This is a genomic window from Peribacillus sp. P4_D6 (assembly GCF_056401795.1).
Map to the genome: position 1 here is coordinate 1 of NZ_JBFUIQ010000043.1, position 17,116 is coordinate 17,116.

Genomic DNA, 17,116 nt, shown 5'->3' on the forward strand with positions numbered 1-17,116 from the left:
GCTCTCGGGATCTGTACAGGAGGTGCTATCCAAGTATCAAAAAACCGGTGCCCAAATCGACCGAATCAGCGTAAAACTCGATCGGAGCAAGAATATCCTGTTATCGGATATCGTAATTCTCGAAAAGCTATATGAAACGAATAAGGAATATTTCCAGGCATTGAATGTCTATATTGCAGCTGGGGAAATCAAACTCGAAGAAATCCATGAGAAAACGATTCCGGAGCTAAGGAAGTCCGCTGAATCAAGTAATGATCAAATGAAGTTTCAAGAAGTAAATGATATGCTGCAATTTGCTGAACGGTTGGATAAAAGGCTTCATGATTTGAAGTTGAGCCGTGAAATCACGATTCAAAGCGCACCGCAGATCAGGCTGATCCAAAACACGAATCAGGCACTAGTCGAAAAAATCCAATCTTCGATCATGACAGCCATCCCACTTTGGAAAAACCAGGTTGCGATTGCACTGACCCTAATCAGGCAAAGGCATGCTGTAGAAGCCCAAAAACAGGTTTCCAAGACTACAAATGACTTATTATTGAAGAACTCCGAGATGCTGAAAACGAATACCATTGAAACCGCAAAAGAAAATGAGCGCGGACTTGTCGATATCGAAACATTAAAGAAAACTCAAGCTAACTTGATATCCACGCTTGAGGAGACCATGCGGATCCAAGAAGAAGGCAGGCATAAACGCCGTCAAGCTGAACAGGAATTGGCGTCAATGGAAAATGAACTGAAGCAGAAACTATTAGAGATAAAGGGATAAGGGGAGATAACATGGAGACTATCGAGGCTATAAAAACGAGAAGAAGCATTGGAATCGTTAAGCAAGATCCGGTTCCTAAAGAAATGATCGAGCAAATCATTGAAGCCGGAACATATGCACCTAATCATCATCGGACGGAGCCTTGGCGTTTTTTTGTTTTGACAGGGGAAGGAAGAAATAAACTTGGGCAGGTATTCGAAGAAATAACAAGAATCGAAAATGCTGGTGATACCCCTGAAAGTTTAATCAGCAAKCTCGAAAGGCAAAAAAAGAATCCATTAAGGGCTCCAGTCATCATCGCGGTGGGCATAGAGCCTAGTGATAAGAATAATGTCCTCGTCGCAGAAGAATATGCGGCTGTGAACAGTGCCATCCAAAATATGCTTCTTGCAGCACATTCTCTAGGTTTGGGAGCAGTATGGAGAACGGGGAAAATAACTTATCATGACAAAGTCCGTGAATTTTTCAATTTATCCTCTAAGGGAGAGGTATTGGCTTTCATATACTTGGGTTATCCTGACATGGAGCCGAAACCTGCTAAGAAAACACCGATTGACGAATTGACCACATGGATCGGATGAGGATGAGAATTAGGATTAGGGGCTGCATCAGTTTATAGACACTGATGCAGCTTTTTTTATTGCCTTCAATAAGGCTTCTTTAATTATGCTATTACTGAAAGGGATTTGACTTTGTCAGGCTTCGTTTCAAGTGACGATTGGTGAATTAGGTTGTACAATACAAAGGAAGAATAAATTTTGATGAATTAGGATGTGTCTATAGATGAGAACGATTGATCCATTTGAGATACTCGATGGAAAAGCGATAAAATATTTGGATGTATTTGGCGTTGAGGATGGCATTGCTTTAAAGAGTAAATACGAAGATAAATCGTATTGGATATATGATTATTATTGCATGCATCAGACTTGTGATTGCCAGGAAGTATACCTTGAATTCGTTGAGGAGCTTAAAGGCAATAAACAGGCGGGACAGCATTTTGGAGTGAGGGTTTCTTTCGGGGATAATCAATTTGTCCTGGAGGATTATAATATTTCAAAGCAAAAGGCGATGGATATCGCGGAAGATACGCTGAAGTACAGTAAAGATGTAATGGAGTTATTTAAACAGCGGTATCAGCAAATGAAGGAAAAAGGCACGCAAATTATCACGGAAAGTGCAAAGGCAGCTAAAATGCCGCATGTTCATGCAGAACCGGTCATTGGCAGAAATGAGCCTTGTCCATGCGGAAGCGGGAAAAAATACAAAAAATGCTGCGGTGCAGCTTAACATCTTGGAAGCTGACTCGATTCGGAGTCGCTTCTTTTTTATTGGAAAAGAGCGTGCTTGGGAAAAAAATGAGAAAAAAGTGTAGCATAAAACGAACATTTGTTCTATAATAAGAGTACCAGATAATAACACAAAAAGAAATAAAAACTAGTTATTTAGACGGAATTTTCCGAAAACTTCTTTTTTATTTTCATAAATCTGGTATATATAAGAGAGAAGAGTTTTTTGATCTCATCTCTTTCAACGGTAGACGGCAACCAGACGGGATGAAAATCCCTACACTGATGGCAGTTTAACTTATTGAACGAAGGAAGGGGTAATCAAATGACAAGAGAAAAAAGATTAATACCTTACAAAGTTCTTGAAGTGATGGAAACGGTGAAAGAGAAGATTCCTGAGGGTGTCGAGCTTGTGAAAGCACCGGCAATTTGGGAAAAAAGCAGTTATGGTGAGGGCGTGGTAGTTGCCGTCATTGATACAGGCATAGACAAGGGACATCCAGACCTCAAGGAAAGAATCATTGGCGGGAAGGATTTTACCAATACCGGGGATTATCAAGATGATAACGGACATGGGACACATGTTARCGGTACGGTTGTTGCTGCCATTAATAATGCTGGTGTAGTGGGAGTGGCTCCGAAAGCAAGCATATTAGCGTTAAAGGCCCTAAATGGTCAAGGACAAGGCGACATTGATTGGATTAATGGTGCTCTAGAGTATGCCATCAATTGGCGGGGACCAAATGAAGAAAAGGTTTCGGTTATTTCACTTTCGCTTGGCGGACCTCCCGATGAGACTGAACACAAACTCATTCAAAAGGCCCTTCAGAACGATATCCTTGTTGTTTGTGCAGCTGGAAATAGCGGTGATGGGCGTCATGAAACGGATGAATTGGATTATCCAGGAGCATATCCCGAGGTAGTGGAAGTGGGGGCTGTGGATTTAAGCAGAAATTTAGCGGATTTTTCAAATACAAATGATGAAATTGACTTGGTGGCGCCAGGGGTTGATATTCTCTCTACGTATCCAGGAAATAAATATGCCAGGTTGAGCGGAACTTCAATGGCTACGCCTCATGTAAGCGGTGCGGCAGCTCTCTTGAAAGTGATTGCTGAAAAAGAATTTGAGCGCAATTTAACTGAAGCGGAATTATATGCACAGCTGGTGAAAAGTACGGAAGATCTGGGAATAAGCAAAAAAGCGCAGGGAAATGGACTGCTTAACTTAACGATTACGGAACAAAGAGCTGAAAAATCGATTAAGATTACGATAGAATCAGAAAATCTAAAGTTACCGAGTAAATCGGTGGTCATGGAATAGTAGAGAAAAAAGGTGCCCTAGGAAATTTTTGGGGCACCTTCCATAATGATTATTTTTTATTTTTCCTTAGAGCTGCAAAAAGGGCTACAATGGAAAGAATTAATGATATGACAGCCAGGGTAATGATCAGCGTTTGGTTGCCATCACCTTCTGTTGTTGCTGCATCCTTTGAATTGTCAGGTGTCGTGGAATCATTAGTGTCAGCTTCATCTTCGTGACCATGGTCCGCAGGTTCAGCATCAGCCTTGGGTGCAACCGTGATTTCCGTTACAGAATGCGGTAGGTCTGAGCCTTCTTCACCGCTCCATTCAACAATTTCACCATCTTCGTAATATTGAAATGCATCCCAGGCAACTTTCGTTTCTTCTTTAGGATTTTGTGCTACGAAAGAGAATTGCTGGAATTGTCCAGCAGCTATTCCTTTGTCAGTTGCTGCCCAAGTTACCGTTTTTACATGCCCATCTTTGTCACCTTCTGTCGTTACTTTCCATCCCGGTACAGGCTGATAGCTTTCAAAAGTAACCCCTTCAGGTACTTTTAAAGTCACCTTTGTAGTGGCAGTTTCTTTTTCTACGGGTACTTTAATTGTATAAGTTTCCCACGCCTCAGGTGCAGATGAACTTGGCTTGACCGAAACGTGAGCATATGCTGAACCGGAAAAAATGAATAATGCAGCAAATGTAAAAATAAGTAGCTTTGAAATGTTTTTCATTTTTATAAATCCCTCCTATTATGAATTCCCTATGAAAATTATAAAATCAGCATTGATTGAATCCAGGCTTTCAGTCAATCCATGAACATGGATATTCCACTTTCCTGGCATGGTTAATATAGACTTTGATGTAAATGTCCCTGTGTTTTGCTCCTTCATTTGCAGCTTTATTTCACCGCGTGGCGTATCCAATGGCTGCATCGTGATCGTAAGCTGCTCTATTTCAGCAATTGGCTTGCCTTCATTTGATAGATTTACTTGAATCATGTTATCCCCGACTTCATTGGGCGTCACCATTAATGTAACCTCGTTATTTTCATCAGTCCGTAACGTTTTTTCAATGGGGCCGGGAGAAGACATGGCAGTTTGGACATTTGTTAATAAAGCTGCAACGAGAAGGATGACGATTCCTAAACCAAACTCCATTCCCACACTATAACCAAGTTTTTTCGTTTGCTTTTTCCCTCTGAGAAAATGAAAGCCGCCTAAAACGATCATGATTAACATGAGACCGATTTTCGCTAGTAACAATTGGCCATATGTTGTGTTAAACATTGAATGGATAGTTGGCACATGCTGTAAACTGCTATATATTCCGCTAATAATCAGGATGATTACAAACAGAAATGCCCATTTGGAAAACCTTTGAATGATCGACCAGTAAAAGGTTTTCTTATCTTGTTGGACTGCCTGCCGATCTGCAAGCCCAGGCAAAATCACCAATATGGCCATAAGTCCGCCGAGCCATAAAGCCATGGATAATAAATGAAGGAAATCCATCAAAACGGCCAGAGCCTGATTAGGAACGGCTGCTGTATGTCCGGTGAATGCCTTACAAATCATCAAGCTGGCAATTATGATGAATGAAATGAAAGGTAGTGATTTATTCAATGAGTTCTCGAGCATGAAATAAATTACTAAAAATAGAAGGAGCAATATTAGAATTTCCATGATCCAGATCGTCCCAAAGTTTGTAGCATTCAATACTTCCTTTATATAACTTACATTAAATGCATCGGTCCAACCTACGCCAGCATCGATCGTAACTCTTAAAGGCAGACTGCAGAAGATGGAAAATGCTAAACCTGCATATGAAAGCCAAAGGTATAGACGGGTTCTTCTGCTGGCTTCAAAAAGTCGAGAATCCTTCATTAGTGATAATCTGAAAAAAAGGATTCCGGTAAGGGCAGCGAAGCATATGTATTGTAGACTTTGCAGCATAACGTTGATGGAATTCGGAAAACTTTCATTCACTTCGGAATTATTTTGATTTGATAGACCGGCCGAATCCCCGAATTGAAAGGGAATTGTTCCTTCAATGGGATGGCCATCACTCGAAACCACTCTCCATTTAATATAGTAAATCCCTTCATCGATCGTGCCCTTCCACTTAGCTTCCAGTATTTTTTCACTCTGTTCAGAGATTGTACTGTCTTGAGTTTGAATTTTGTCTCCATCTTGGCTGAATACCTCAAGTGAATGAAAAGCTGGTTGTATATTCTCGCTGAATTGAATGGTGATCTTTTCAGGAAGTGTATCCATCGCTTCATTCGGGCTAGGATTAGAGCTGATTACTGTAGCGTGACCGGAAGCCATTGCCGGGTATAAAAGCAAACTGAACAGGCTGACTACCAGCCATAAATATTTTTTCATCTTGGTGTGCCATCATCCTTTCATCCGATTATGTAAGCCCATTATATAAGGAAAATGTGAAAAAACAGTGAAAATAATTTAGTTATCTAAAGGCAGTTTAAGAGGATCGCTAGAAAATGAGAACAATAAGTTTTAGTTTTGCCTTCCATTCCAGTATAGCCATAAATAAGGGGTGGAGATTCCACTTTGCATAAAGTTTATACCAAATAGGCATCCTCCTGTTGGTATAAACTCCATTAAGAAATAATTAAGGTTCCTTTAGTAATCTGAGCCTATCATGTTTAAGGAATTTGGAGGGATAGGTTTTGATGAAGAAGGGCTTAAAGGAAACAAGTGTGAAGGTGATCTTGGTTGGTTCCCTTGTGGGGATGGGAACATCCACTTATATGCCAGCAGCAGAAGCTGCGGAAGGCACTTCGGTCATTCTGGAAGAGACACAAACGGTAAATAGTCTTTCAAAGCTAGAAATAGAGGGAATAGCACTGGATCAAAAATTTACAGAAGATGTACACGACTATAGTTCAAAAGTGGGGAATGATGTGGAAAAGATCACCTTGCTTGCAGCAAGCCCTAACGAGAAGGCAGCCATATATGTGAATGGTGTCAAAATGACAGATGGTAAATTGAAGGATTTAACTCTTCAAACTGGCATGAATGCGTTTGTAATCACCGTCAGCGATGGGGAAAATGAAACTGTAACCTATACTCTCAAGGTCGAAAAACATGAAAGTGATGATAACCTTTTAACATCAATTGGATTATCAAAAGGCTCATTAACAATCGATTCTAAAGTGACAGCTTATCATGCTTCAGTTGAAAATGAAGTCCAGTCGGTTACGGTAACTCCGACATTGAGTGACAGTAAGGCAATTGTAAAGGTAAATGGAAAGGATGTAACCAGTGCAGGTGTAAAGGTTACCCTTCCAGTCGGTAAGACGACGGTGAAGATAACCGTTACAGCAGAAAATGGAGATGAAAAAACATATACACTTACGATTACACGGGCTGCAGCTTCAGCAAAGGAAACTGAATCGAAAGCTGCTCCAAAAGAGGATGAAGTTCAAAAGGAGCCCTCAACAGGAACGAGTAAAGCCCAACCTTCCTCGGATAAGGGGAATAAATCATCTTTATCATCAACAGGATCCTTGGATAAGGGGAATAAATCATCTTTATCATCAACAGGATCCTTGGATAAGGGGAATAAATCTTCTTTATCATCAGCAGAATCCTCGGATAAGGGGAGTAAAACATCTTTAACATCAGCGGAATCCTCCAATAATCAAAAGCCAAGCAGTGGTGTCAGTGAAGTAACGAATGCACAGCAAATTGAAAGTATTTCAACACAAAAAGTGAAAACGGATTTTGTTGAGAAAGTAACGTCCGCAGATTCTTTAGGCGAGGAAGGCAATAATGGACCAGTGTTGTACAGTCTGACGGTATCATCTGGCGTATGGAACAAATCTTTTGAATCTAATGAGCATACCTATCATATCGGGGTCGATAATGATATTTCTTCAGTCGAATTGAATGCAACGACAAATGCCAGCGGAGCAACGATTGAATATGACGGTGCGAGCAGTGCAAAAGTGAAGATCAAGGATAAAGCGAAAACGGCCATTTCCGTTACCGTTTCAAAGGATGGGGAGCGTCGTACTTACGTCCTTGTTTTCGAAAAGGACATGGATGTTGAAATGGATGAGGAAGAAACCGTGGATGATGTCAAAACAAAAGAGGTGGAAGTTGAGGTAGCGCAAACGAGTACAGCTGGTATGACAGAGAGCGAAACATCCAATGATTCAGGAGGCCAGACTAATGGGAAACAACCTGCTGAGACGGTTTCATTCTTTGGGAATATAAAGGAATTCTTCACCTCTCTGATAAAATAGGATGGTTTTGAATCCTGCAAAAAAAGGACAAGGTTCAGGCTTGTCCTCGAAGTTCATATTTATATGGGCAAAATGATTTGGACCTCGGTTCCTTGGTTCAGTTCACTGTTAAACCGGACCTTTCCCCGATGCGCCTCAATGATTCGGCAACTGACTGTCAGTCCTAATCCGGTTCCTTTTTCTTTTGAAGAATAGAAAGGCTCTCCAAGATGTTTTATGCGGTTTTTTTCTATTCCGCTACCGTTATCTTTGATGGTGATGGAAAGGTTATTGTTCATTCGTTCAAAATCAATCCAAATGTGGTCGGCGGATGCCTCCATGGAATTCTTGAGCATGTTTATGAAAACTTGTTTTAATTGGTTTCCCTCACATAATAGAAGAGGTATTTCATTTTTGACAGATATTGATATTTTGGTGGGGTACGAGTCCGCCTCTGGTTTCAACAAGGTTTTGACATCGTTCATCAGGTCGATGATTTGATGTTTGCTGAATGGAAGTTCCTGTGGTTTTGCCAGAACGAGTAACTCGCTTACAATAAGATTGATCCGGTCCAATTCACTTAACATGATCGTGTAGTATTGTTCAAAGGGATGGTCGCTCTTTTTAAGCAGTTGGACGAAACCTTTTAAAGAAGTCAGCGGATTTCGTACCTCGTGGGCTACACTTGCGGCAAGTTCGCCGACTATCGATAATTTTTCGGTTCTTCTTAAGCGTGCTTCGGTTTCTCGAATTTGAGTGACTTCTTTAGCATAAGTAATGATTCCGACTAAATCCTCGCCAACCATCATCGGGACAAACGTACAAGAAAGTAAGATGGACTTCCCGTACTTCGTCAGGAATTCTATATCTTTCCCTTTTTTGATCCCCTTTTGGTTTTCCATGACATATTGGCATGATGTACGGATCAATTCCGCGTCTTCTGCTGAAAAATTCAAATTAATGAATGAAGCGCCATGTATTTCTTCCTGTTGAAAGCCTGTTACCGTTTCAAACCTTGGATTCACGGTCGTGATCATTCCATTTAAATCAAGCATCAGCATCGGATAAGGGTTGTGCTCAAACAATGATTTATAGCGTTGTTCGCTATCAAATAATTGATTCTCCGCGACAACTCTTTCAGATATATCCCTGCCAATGACGACTAAGCCTTTACGTGAACCATCTTCATTGAACAGGGGAACTTTAATCGTATCAAAGGTCTTGTGATTGCCATCGGGAAGAGGGATGATTTCCTCGCACCTAGTAATTTCCCCCTTTACCCACGTTTCTTCATCGGAAATTTCACAGTAGATCAACGATTCTTTATAAAATTCGGTGTATTCTGCGAGCTCACTGTCTCTTTTTCCCTTATAATCTACATGCTCCAATTGAAATAATTGCAGCCCGAAGGTATTGGATTCAAGCCATCGGCCATCCCCATCCTTGAAATTAACGAAATCCACCATTGAATTGATGAGTGTGCGCCGACGTTGTTCCGCCTCTTTTAATCGTTTGAATTCTTCCTTTTTAGCTAAATAAAGATATAGAATTAAGCCTATTGATAAAAGGAAAACAATGCCTTCCGCCCTTTGGAGTTGAATGAAGACCTCTTTATTATGGATATTTGTAGTTAAAAAATAGTCGAATACGACTAATGTAAGAATCCCGGATAGGATATATATTGCTAAGATGGAGCGTTTGGACATGGAGATTCTCCCTGTTTTTAAGACATTTCAAAGGTAAAAATACATACACATTTTAACAAACTATCGGAAAAAAATATATGCAGAATCTCTAAATAAAAAAACAGGGGCCAATGTGGTCACCTGTTTTTGCTGAAGAGGGTTAGTTTCTTCTTCTTTTTTGCACGCTTATAGATCATGAAGAATAGTAAGAAGAGGAGTGCAAGAGCAGCTAGCGTATATTGGTTCATTTCAACAGATAGCAGTCCATAGGGAATCAGTGATAGGAAAAAAAAGTATATAAGGTTGCCAAGTGCCGTCGCCAATAAAAAGTCTTTGAAAGTGACGGTGCTGACTCCGGCCGCCAAGTTAATTAAGCTTGTGGGGATAAGCGGGAAAATCCTGCCTGTAAACACGTACATGAAGCCATGCTCCACTACAGATTCTTGCCACTTTTCACCAATCTTCTTTAAAAGAAGCTCCTGAAACCAGTTTCTTGCTGCATAAAAAATGAATCCTGAGGCAACAACACTTGTAAACCAACTCCATAGATAGCCATATATGAATCCGAATATCGTGACATTGATGGTCAGGAGCAAAATTAAGGGGATGATTGTAAAAGAATTTTGTACAAACATCAATACGAATGTCACAATAAATGTAAGCAAAAGATTTTCCTTCAATATGCCAATAACAGAATCCAAATCACTTTTCCAAACCAAAGTGAACAGTTCTGCATTAGAGTATATAAAAATTGCGATTACAAGTAGACCGATTATGGTCAGGACTTTTTTCAAAGGGCCACCACCATTCTTACTAATAGTTTATCATTTTCGAGTTCAATGGTGAAAAAAAAGAGCTGCCGCATCATGCAGACAGCTCTTTTCCATTATAGTGGCTTAACGGCGCGAAGATTCCTTTTAAAGCCACTTTTCAAACTGAATTCTTTTGTTCATTCCATAAATGATTGGCGCTCCAATCAAAAGGACAACGAACTCACCGACAGCTGTAGTCATCCAGCTTAGCCAGAATGGCAAGCCAAAGGCAAGGTTCAGTTCAATTGCAATTAAAAACATTGTGAACGTGAAAAAGATAATCGTAGCGACCATACGTCCTTTAATGCCTTTTATGAAACGAGAAACATAAATGACAAGCAATAAGGCGAGCAGGGATTGGCCCACCCCAAAAATCAAATCATATGGCACCATCGGCGAAAAGAGCAGATTCGATATGAAGACTCCTCCAACGATACCGTAGATATACTTTTTATTGAATACAATCAGATGATTCAACATTTCCGGTACACGGAATTGGAACATCTCAAAAGCTATTGGTTTAAACACCAATGAGACCGCCACATACAAGGCAGCCAATAACCCGTTTATCACGAGTGTACGAACATTCATTTTACTCTCTCCCTAGTTTTTTATCGTGGGATGGTTACGAACCACGTGCAGGCGTTTACCCGATGATTAATAGTAGCCCATGTAAGCTTGTTTCGTCAATTTGTAAAGAATGGTTTTAATTTATAGGTTTCCAATCAGATGAAGCAGCACAATTGGATTTTGAATTATTGCAATGAAGGATGATATTATTTCAATATGTACATAAAAAGGAGTGAATATTAATATGTCGATCGAAAGTGTCAAAAGCCATTTTAAACAATGGAATCGGGAAGGTGACGTAAAGGAGTTCGAAACATCTAGTGCCACGGTGATTGAGGCAGCGGAAACCATCGGTGTTATCCCAGCACGGATTGCCAAGACCCTTTCCTTTAAAGGGGAAGGTGAACACGCGATTTTGGTCGTTGCCGCAGGGGACGCGAAAGTGGATAATAAGAAATTTCGTCAGACGTTCGGTTTCAAGGCACGAATGCTTTCACCTGATGAAGTGCTTGCACAGACCGGCCATGCAATCGGAGGCGTTTGCCCGTTTGGCCTGGCAAACGATTTAGCTGTTTTTCTTGATGTATCGATGAAGCGCTTCGAGTCATTGTTTCCGGCTTGCGGCAGTTCAAACTCTGCAATAGAACTTACACTCGCTGAATTATTTGAATATTCAGGTGCCAAGGATTGGGTGGATGTTTGTAAGGGGTGGGAAGAAAAGGGGAATGTGGAAACGGCGGCAGGAAATGCAGTTGATGGCATTTGATGAATGGGATGGAGTCCACTAAAGTGAACTTTATTTGGGGCCGCATTCATTTCTATTATTAAAGCGGAAAACGGGCAGAAAGTGTTCCTGATCGGAGGTTGAAAGATGTTAAATGGAAGCGAAAGAAAAAGCAATAGCAGCTATCTGAGTCTTAAAACTCTTTATGAAGAAAATATAACGGTTAAGAGCATTGCCCAGGAGCTTGAGTTTTGCCATAAAAACGATCTGGCGCTGGATATCCAGAAAGCAATGAAAAAAAAGAATTTTGATATATTGGCAGTCCAAGATCAAGGGGAAATCATCGGATATATCGAAAGGCAAGAACTAGGTGAGGGAAGTATTTCTGAATATATGAGAAACTTCTCACCAAGGGAAATGGTTTCGAATTCAACCCCTTTGATCCAGCTTCTCCATATTTTTAAGAATAAGACAAGGGTGTTCGTATTAGAGAATAATTCAATTAAAATGTTGATTACCCATGCCGACCTCCAAAAGCCTCCGATCAGGATGCTGATATTCGGATATATTACCTTATTGGAAATGAGGATGAGCGATATCATCCTGGATAGATTCGGCGATGGCAGCTGGTATCCAATGATCAGCGAAGACCGTTTAGAAAAGGCAACCGAATTATATAAAAGGAGAATCGATAAAAATGAGGATATCAATATAATAGAGTGCCTGCAAATCAGTGATAAATTCGATATTATACATAAAGATAAAGAATTGAGGCACTTCTTCCAAATCCCTTCGAAAAGTAAAGGGAAGAAGGATGCGAATGCCATCCGAAAATTACGGGATAAGATTTCCCATGCTAATGAACTGGGTCTGGACATGTCATGGATGGAAATCATCGAGGTTGTCGAGTCCTGCGGCCGACTGCTCGAAATCTCTGAATCCTATCCTTATGAAAAATAAGATCCGGCTAACCATGCTGGTTCTTTTTTTTGCGCATCCAGATAGAAAAAAACTGCCCGTATCAGGCAGTCTCCCCGAAAAATTCAAAACTCCGGCAGTTGATCCAGGTTATTTTCTTTTATCCCATCGGGCTCACTCCGTAATATGTCACGTCCATATTTATGAAAGAGGTCAACGTTGGCCAGGTTGCCAGCTTTGGCTTCCGCAAGGGCTGAGGGGTAGTCGAGTTCGCGGCCGGAGTTCGTCTTGATGGCGATAATATTGTCCTCTTCATTTTTCCTTACGGCGATGATTTCTTCTTTTCCTGCTGCTGAATCACTTTGGTTTGCTTGCGGTGTTCCCTGCTGTTTATATGACTCATAGGCTTCTTCAAATTTGTCCATGGTTTAGGCACCTCCTATTTATAGGGTGAACCATTTTTCCTGCAATATACAAACCGGATTTCGTCCAACTTGAGCCGTTAATTCGTCCAAATGGGCCGATCTTTCGGCACTTTTTTTTGTGAATGCTGTCGTCTTGGCCATTTTGCAGTGGCATGGCACTTGCATCTTGTATAAGCAGTAGCAAGAAATAATATTCACTAGATTAAGGGAGGAATAGTAATCATGAATGTAAAACAAGGGGCAAGCACTGTAAATGCAAAACAACAGGTCAAGACAATGAAAGCGGCGGTCGTCAATGAATTTAACCAAAAACTTGAGATTAAGGAAGTACCGATTCCGGAATTGGAATATGGTGAGATATTAGTGAAAATTAAAGCCTGTGGCGTGTGTCATACCGATTTACATGCTGCACATGGTGATTGGCCGGTAAAACCCAAGCTTCCGCTTATCCCGGGACATGAGGGTGTGGGCATTATAGAAAAGGTGGCGGAAGGCGTAACTTCCTTGAAAGTGGGTGACCGTGTTGGGATCCCTTGGCTTTATTCGGCCTGCGGCGATTGTGAATATTGTCTGACCGGTAGGGAAACGCTTTGCCTGGATCAATTGAATGCAGGCTATTCCGTGGACGGCGGGTATGCAGAATATTGTAAAGCACCAGCCAAGTATGTGGTGAAGGTTCCTGAAGGGCTTGACTTTGCGGAGGTATCACCGATTTTCTGTGCAGGTGTAACGACTTATAAGGCGCTTAAGGTATCAGAAGCAAAACCTGGCGATTGGGTAGCGATTTATGGAATTGGCGGATTGGGACATGTTGCCCTGCAATACGCAAAAGCGATGGGCTTTAATGTCATTGCTGTCGATATTCAAGATGATAAGCTTGATCTGGCAACGGAACTTGGGGCGGATTACACGGTTAATGGGCTTAAGACCGATCCTGTACAGGCCATTAAGGATAAGGTTGGCGGCGTACAGGCATCCATTTCTGTGGCGGTTACGAAAAAAGCATTCGAACAGGCTTACAGTTCAGTCAAGAGAGGCGGCACACTTGTCGTAGTCGGATTGCCGAATGATGAACTTCCAATCCCGATTTTTGATACAGTGTTAAATGGGGTGACTGTAAAAGGGTCCATCGTCGGGACGAGAAAAGATTTACAGGAAGCTGTTCAATTTGCGGCTGAGGGTAAAGTCAGAACGAATATTGAAACAAGAAAGCTTGATGAAATCAATGACGTGTTTTCAATGATGGAAAACGGAGAAATCAACGGCCGCATCGTTTTGACGCTAGAATAGGAACAGAGGAGGAAGCCCTGGAACGGGGCATCCTCCTTTTTACTGGCTCTTCTCATTTAATATATAGCGCAATTTCCTTATGGATATTTGCAAGCGTTTGGCAGCTTCATTCCGGTTGCCGTAGGTTTTTTGCAGTGCCTGCATGACGAGCTCCTTTCCAATTGTTGATTGAAGCTGTTTGATTTCCGTAAGGATTTCTTCAAGCATCAGTTCATCCTTCTCATTAAAATCAGCCACCAGCCTTTTTCGCCACTCTTCAAGAAGGTTTTCTGTTGACTGTATCTCAGGTGACACATTTTTGTCAGGTGTGATCTGGCTGTTGGATAGTGAGATATCATTGGCGGTTATTACTGACTTATTGTCTGCAAGAGTTAGCGTGCGCAAGACCACATTAGATAGTTCGCGTATGTTGCCTGGCCAGTTGTATTGCTGTAATTTTTCAATGGCTTCATTGGAAAATGAGATATCTCCATGACCATTTCTCTCAACCAAGTGTCGGACAAGCAACGGAATATCCTCTTTTCGGCTCCTTAATGGCGGGATATCCAGAGTCACGACGTTCAGTCGGTAAAATAGGTCTTCCCGAAATTTATTCTTGTCCACTGCCTTTTGCAGGTTTTCATTGGAGGCCGCCACTAACCGGGCGTTCGTCCGTAATGTCACGCTGCTGCCAACCCGCATGAATTCCCGCGTTTCCAAAACCCGAAGCAATTTGACTTGAATGGCCGGACTTGCATCCGCAATTTCATCAAGGAAAAGCGTCCCGTTCCCAGCAATTTCGAAAAAACCCTTTCGCAGCTGGGTCGCTCCGGTGAAAGCGCCCTTTTCATGACCGAATAATTCGCTTTCAAGCAGGGATTCAGAGATCGCTCCGCAATTGATGCCGATAAAAGGTTCATGGTTTCGGGGGCTGGCTATGTGGATGAAGCGTGAAAGCACTTCTTTCCCACTTCCGGTTTCTCCTTCGATTAATACATTGACGGATTTTTGGGCAACCTTGAAGGCCGTTTCAATCAAATTCTTCATTAAAGGACTTTCACCGACAATGAGTCCTGAATCCTCGGCAAGCTTATGGATGAAATGCTGGTTCAAAGCTTCATTTTCATTCAATAGGTTGTCAATCTGCCTTTCCAGTACTTCAATATCCACGAAGGGTTTTTCCATGTAATCACTCGCGCCGAGTTTCATGGCATCAACAGCGGTCTTGACGGTGCTGTATCCGGTCATGATCAGTACCTTGCAACGCGGCTGAAGTTGTTTTAGATGCTGCAGGAGGGAAAGTCCATCGCAATCCGGAAGCTTCAAATCTATCATTGCGACATCAAAACGCTGCTGATTCCAGTCGATTTCATGAAACTCCTTCCCGCTATTCACAACTTGTACGAGGTAACCTTTCATCGTAAAAAGGCGGGATAGAAAAGTCCCAACCTCTTTCTCATCGTCTACCACAAGTAAATGAATCACCTTATCATCCCCTTTCCTCTCCTTGTATAGGAAGCCTCAGGAAAAAAGTGCTTCCATGTCCTGGTGTGCTCAAAACGTCGATCTTTCCGCCATGGTCCTTGGCGATGCCAAGGCTTACAGACAGCCCCAAACCTGTTCCCTTTTCACGGTCTTTAGTCGTATGAAAGGGATGGAATATGAAGGGAAGGCGTTCTTGTTCAATCCCCGTTCCGTTATCAGTCACCTGAACCACCATGAACTTGTTTTCTGAATAGGTAGCGATCGAAATCGATTTTTCCGTTTGCGCAGACTCATCCAATGCGTCCTTGGCATTCAATAGCAAGTTGATGATGATCTGTTCGATCTGCGGCTGGCTGCCCTTTATGAAAGGAAGGTCTTCCTGAAGGCTAAGATGGAGGGAGATTTGCTTCTTCCCAAGTTGGAACTTCAATAGGTTCAGAACCTGGTGAATGGCATCGTTAATAGAGTAATAGTGGAACCTATACTCATCCTGCCTAGAAAAGGTAAGCAGGCTTTTCACGATTTGCCTGCATCGGTCCCCGCAAACCTTAATGTCGTCCAATAGCATATAATCCGGATTGTCCTGTGGGGTTTTCCGTAATAAAATTTGCGAGTTACCAAGAATGGCCGTTAATGGGCTGTTCAACTCATGGGCAATCCCAGCTGCCATTTCACCAATCGCCCCAAGTTTACCGGCATGTAATAGCTGGACTTCCATCTGTCTTCTTTCGGTGACATTTTTATAATAAGCAATGACCCCATATACTTGATGCTCCTTATTATGAATCGGGTAAGCATGCATTTCCAGGATGGTATCATGCTGAATGAGTATTTCCTGAAACCCTGGCTTATTAAATGAAAAGGTATCTTGAATCAGATTTTGTGATTTTTCAATTAAAGGAACCAAGTTGGAAAAGCCCCTGGCTGAATCATTGGATTGATAGACCGTTCCTTTGTGATCGAAGACGATGATCATATCTTCAACTGCCTTGAATGTATCCTCCCACTCCTGTTTGGAATGAAGAACTTCCTTATAAAGCTGGGCATTCTCCAAAGTTAACGCAAGCTGATTGGATAGTTGCTCAAGAAATTCGAGTTCATCTTCCTGCCATGTTTTCTTTTTCTTCCTGCCGAAAGTCCAAATTCCGATTTTTTTACTTTTTCCGTATAAAGGGACTAATAGAAGTGATTCGATCTCAAGGGATAATAGACGATCCTTTTCTGGGAAGTCCGGTAACTGGTTAACTTCCACCTGAATCGGCTGCTTTTCTTTCAAGGCCGATGAGAATTCCTGAAAAGGGTGTAACAGGTTTTTGGGATCCATTTCTAGATCGCAGTGACCATTAGGGCAGATGTGAAGCAGGGCAGGTTCTTCCTCATACAATATGACAAAATGACTGTCATCGAAGGTAATGAGCTGCTTAAGTTTTTCAATAACATTTCGGAGAATCTCTTGGATGTCGATTTCCATATTCATATTTTTTGTGATGTCATTCATGATTTCAAGCTGCATATTCTTCTTCTTCAGCTGATCCACGGTTTTCTTAAGTTCCGTGTAATACGTTTTTTTTGAAGATTTAACGCCTGTCATTAAATCTATCAATTCATGTTTGTTCATG

General features: G+C 41.6%; 15 protein-coding genes, 1 pseudogene and 1 riboswitch. Of the genes and pseudogenes, 8 read left to right on the forward strand and 8 right to left on the reverse strand.

Annotated elements, in window-relative coordinates; translation table 11 throughout:
• The 4 genes and pseudogenes from AC1DVB_RS14555 to AC1DVB_RS14570 form a co-directional block, all read left to right on the forward strand.
• Positions 1-769, forward strand: a 769-nt coding sequence (locus AC1DVB_RS14555) for a toxic anion resistance protein (RefSeq protein WP_477589724.1), incomplete at its 5' end; no start/stop codon positions are given.
• An 11-nt stretch (positions 770-780) separates the two neighbouring features.
• Positions 781-1,350: a nitroreductase family protein gene (locus tag AC1DVB_RS14560; protein ID WP_477589726.1), complete on the forward strand. Its 570-nt coding sequence runs from the start codon at positions 781-783 to the stop codon at positions 1,348-1,350.
• A 631-nt stretch (positions 1,351-1,981) separates the two neighbouring features.
• Positions 1,982-2,059, forward strand: a pseudogene (locus AC1DVB_RS14565) (SEC-C metal-binding domain-containing protein); the annotation flags it as partial.
• Between the two features lie 324 nt (positions 2,060-2,383).
• Positions 2,384-3,379, forward strand: coding sequence for a S8 family peptidase (locus AC1DVB_RS14570; protein WP_477589728.1), 996 nt, complete (start codon positions 2,384-2,386; stop codon positions 3,377-3,379).
• Between the two features lie 49 nt (positions 3,380-3,428).
• On the opposite strand, the gene AC1DVB_RS14575 is transcribed toward AC1DVB_RS14570, so the two are convergent.
• Entirely contained in the window at positions 3,429-4,091 is a 663-nt protein-coding gene (locus AC1DVB_RS14575) for a YcnI family copper-binding membrane protein (protein WP_057278512.1), read from the reverse strand.
• Between the two features lie 18 nt (positions 4,092-4,109).
• Entirely contained in the window at positions 4,110-5,744 is a 1,635-nt protein-coding gene (locus tag AC1DVB_RS14580) for a copper resistance CopC/CopD family protein (RefSeq protein WP_057278513.1), read from the reverse strand.
• Positions 5,745-6,052: 308 nt separating this feature from the next.
• On the opposite strand from AC1DVB_RS14580, the gene AC1DVB_RS14585 reads away from it, so the two are divergent.
• Positions 6,053-7,630 carry a cadherin-like beta sandwich domain-containing protein gene (locus AC1DVB_RS14585; protein ID WP_477589731.1) on the forward strand — a complete coding sequence of 526 codons (1,578 nt, stop codon included), beginning with the start codon at positions 6,053-6,055 and terminating at the stop codon, positions 7,628-7,630.
• A 59-nt stretch (positions 7,631-7,689) separates the two neighbouring features.
• On the opposite strand, the gene AC1DVB_RS14590 is transcribed toward AC1DVB_RS14585, so the two are convergent.
• The 3 genes from AC1DVB_RS14590 to AC1DVB_RS14600 all read right to left on the reverse strand — a co-directional run bounded on the left by AC1DVB_RS14590 (position 7,690) and on the right by AC1DVB_RS14600 (position 10,697).
• Positions 7,690-9,315: a PAS domain-containing sensor histidine kinase gene (locus AC1DVB_RS14590; RefSeq protein ID WP_057278515.1), complete on the reverse strand. Its 1,626-nt coding sequence runs from the start codon at positions 9,313-9,315 to the stop codon at positions 7,690-7,692.
• A 116-nt stretch (positions 9,316-9,431) separates the two neighbouring features.
• On the reverse strand, positions 9,432-10,088 hold the full coding sequence (locus AC1DVB_RS14595; protein ID WP_057278516.1) for a TVP38/TMEM64 family protein: 657 nt from the start codon (positions 10,086-10,088) through the stop codon (positions 9,432-9,434).
• A 123-nt stretch (positions 10,089-10,211) separates the two neighbouring features.
• Complete coding sequence (locus AC1DVB_RS14600) at positions 10,212-10,697, reverse strand: QueT transporter family protein (protein WP_034306030.1); 486 nt, start codon at positions 10,695-10,697, stop codon at positions 10,212-10,214.
• A 6-nt stretch (positions 10,698-10,703) separates the two neighbouring features.
• Positions 10,704-10,748: riboswitch (PreQ1 riboswitch) on the reverse strand.
• A gap of 172 nt (positions 10,749-10,920) precedes the next feature.
• Between AC1DVB_RS14600 and AC1DVB_RS14605 the strand changes: the two genes are divergently transcribed.
• Both AC1DVB_RS14605 and AC1DVB_RS14610 read left to right on the forward strand, forming a co-directional pair.
• Positions 10,921-11,442: a YbaK/EbsC family protein gene (locus AC1DVB_RS14605; RefSeq protein WP_063595345.1), complete on the forward strand. Its 522-nt coding sequence runs from the start codon at positions 10,921-10,923 to the stop codon at positions 11,440-11,442.
• A gap of 105 nt (positions 11,443-11,547) precedes the next feature.
• Positions 11,548-12,360 carry a CBS domain-containing protein gene (locus AC1DVB_RS14610; protein WP_057278518.1) on the forward strand — a complete coding sequence of 271 codons (813 nt, stop codon included), beginning with the start codon at positions 11,548-11,550 and terminating at the stop codon, positions 12,358-12,360.
• An 83-nt stretch (positions 12,361-12,443) separates the two neighbouring features.
• Here the strand turns inward: AC1DVB_RS14610 and AC1DVB_RS14615 are convergent, their stop codons facing one another.
• Complete coding sequence (locus AC1DVB_RS14615; protein ID WP_477589735.1) at positions 12,444-12,743, reverse strand: DUF3892 domain-containing protein; 300 nt, start codon at positions 12,741-12,743, stop codon at positions 12,444-12,446.
• Between the two features lie 276 nt (positions 12,744-13,019).
• On the opposite strand from AC1DVB_RS14615, the gene adhP reads away from it, so the two are divergent.
• Positions 13,020-14,033 carry an alcohol dehydrogenase AdhP gene (adhP, locus tag AC1DVB_RS14620; RefSeq protein ID WP_034306567.1) on the forward strand — a complete coding sequence of 338 codons (1,014 nt, stop codon included), beginning with the start codon at positions 13,020-13,022 and terminating at the stop codon, positions 14,031-14,033.
• A 39-nt stretch (positions 14,034-14,072) separates the two neighbouring features.
• Here adhP and AC1DVB_RS14625 read toward each other — a convergent pair whose 3' ends face one another.
• Together AC1DVB_RS14625 and AC1DVB_RS14630 are read right to left on the reverse strand one after the other, a co-directional pair.
• On the reverse strand, positions 14,073-15,497 hold the full coding sequence (locus AC1DVB_RS14625) for a sigma-54-dependent transcriptional regulator (protein WP_477589737.1): 1,425 nt from the start codon (positions 15,495-15,497) through the stop codon (positions 14,073-14,075).
• 4 nt (positions 15,498-15,501) lie between these two features.
• Complete coding sequence (locus AC1DVB_RS14630; protein WP_057278521.1) at positions 15,502-17,115, reverse strand: sensor histidine kinase; 1,614 nt, start codon at positions 17,113-17,115, stop codon at positions 15,502-15,504.
• Position 17,116 lies beyond the last annotated feature (1 nt).

What these genes read in the sequence shown, in the direction of transcription:
- AC1DVB_RS14575 (WP_057278512.1), bottom strand. Translation starts at nt 4,091, where the DNA reads ATGAAAAACATTTCAAAGCTACTTATTTTTACATTTGCTGCATTATTC.
- AC1DVB_RS14580 (WP_057278513.1), bottom strand. Translation starts at nt 5,744, where the DNA reads ATGAAAAAATATTTATGGCTGGTAGTCAGCCTGTTCAGTTTGCTTTTA.
- AC1DVB_RS14585 (WP_477589731.1), top strand. Translation starts at nt 6,053, where the DNA reads ATGAAGAAGGGCTTAAAGGAAACAAGTGTGAAGGTGATCTTGGTTGGT.
- AC1DVB_RS14590 (WP_057278515.1), bottom strand. Translation starts at nt 9,315, where the DNA reads ATGTCCAAACGCTCCATCTTAGCAATATATATCCTATCCGGGATTCTT.
- AC1DVB_RS14600 (WP_034306030.1), bottom strand. Translation starts at nt 10,697, where the DNA reads ATGAATGTTCGTACACTCGTGATAAACGGGTTATTGGCTGCCTTGTAT.
- AC1DVB_RS14605 (WP_063595345.1), top strand. Translation starts at nt 10,921, where the DNA reads ATGTCGATCGAAAGTGTCAAAAGCCATTTTAAACAATGGAATCGGGAA.
- AC1DVB_RS14610 (WP_057278518.1), top strand. Translation starts at nt 11,548, where the DNA reads ATGTTAAATGGAAGCGAAAGAAAAAGCAATAGCAGCTATCTGAGTCTT.
- AC1DVB_RS14615 (WP_477589735.1), bottom strand. Translation starts at nt 12,743, where the DNA reads ATGGACAAATTTGAAGAAGCCTATGAGTCATATAAACAGCAGGGAACA.
- adhP (WP_034306567.1), top strand. Translation starts at nt 13,020, where the DNA reads ATGAAAGCGGCGGTCGTCAATGAATTTAACCAAAAACTTGAGATTAAG.
- AC1DVB_RS14630 (WP_057278521.1), bottom strand. Translation starts at nt 17,115, where the DNA reads ATGAACAAACATGAATTGATAGATTTAATGACAGGCGTTAAATCTTCA.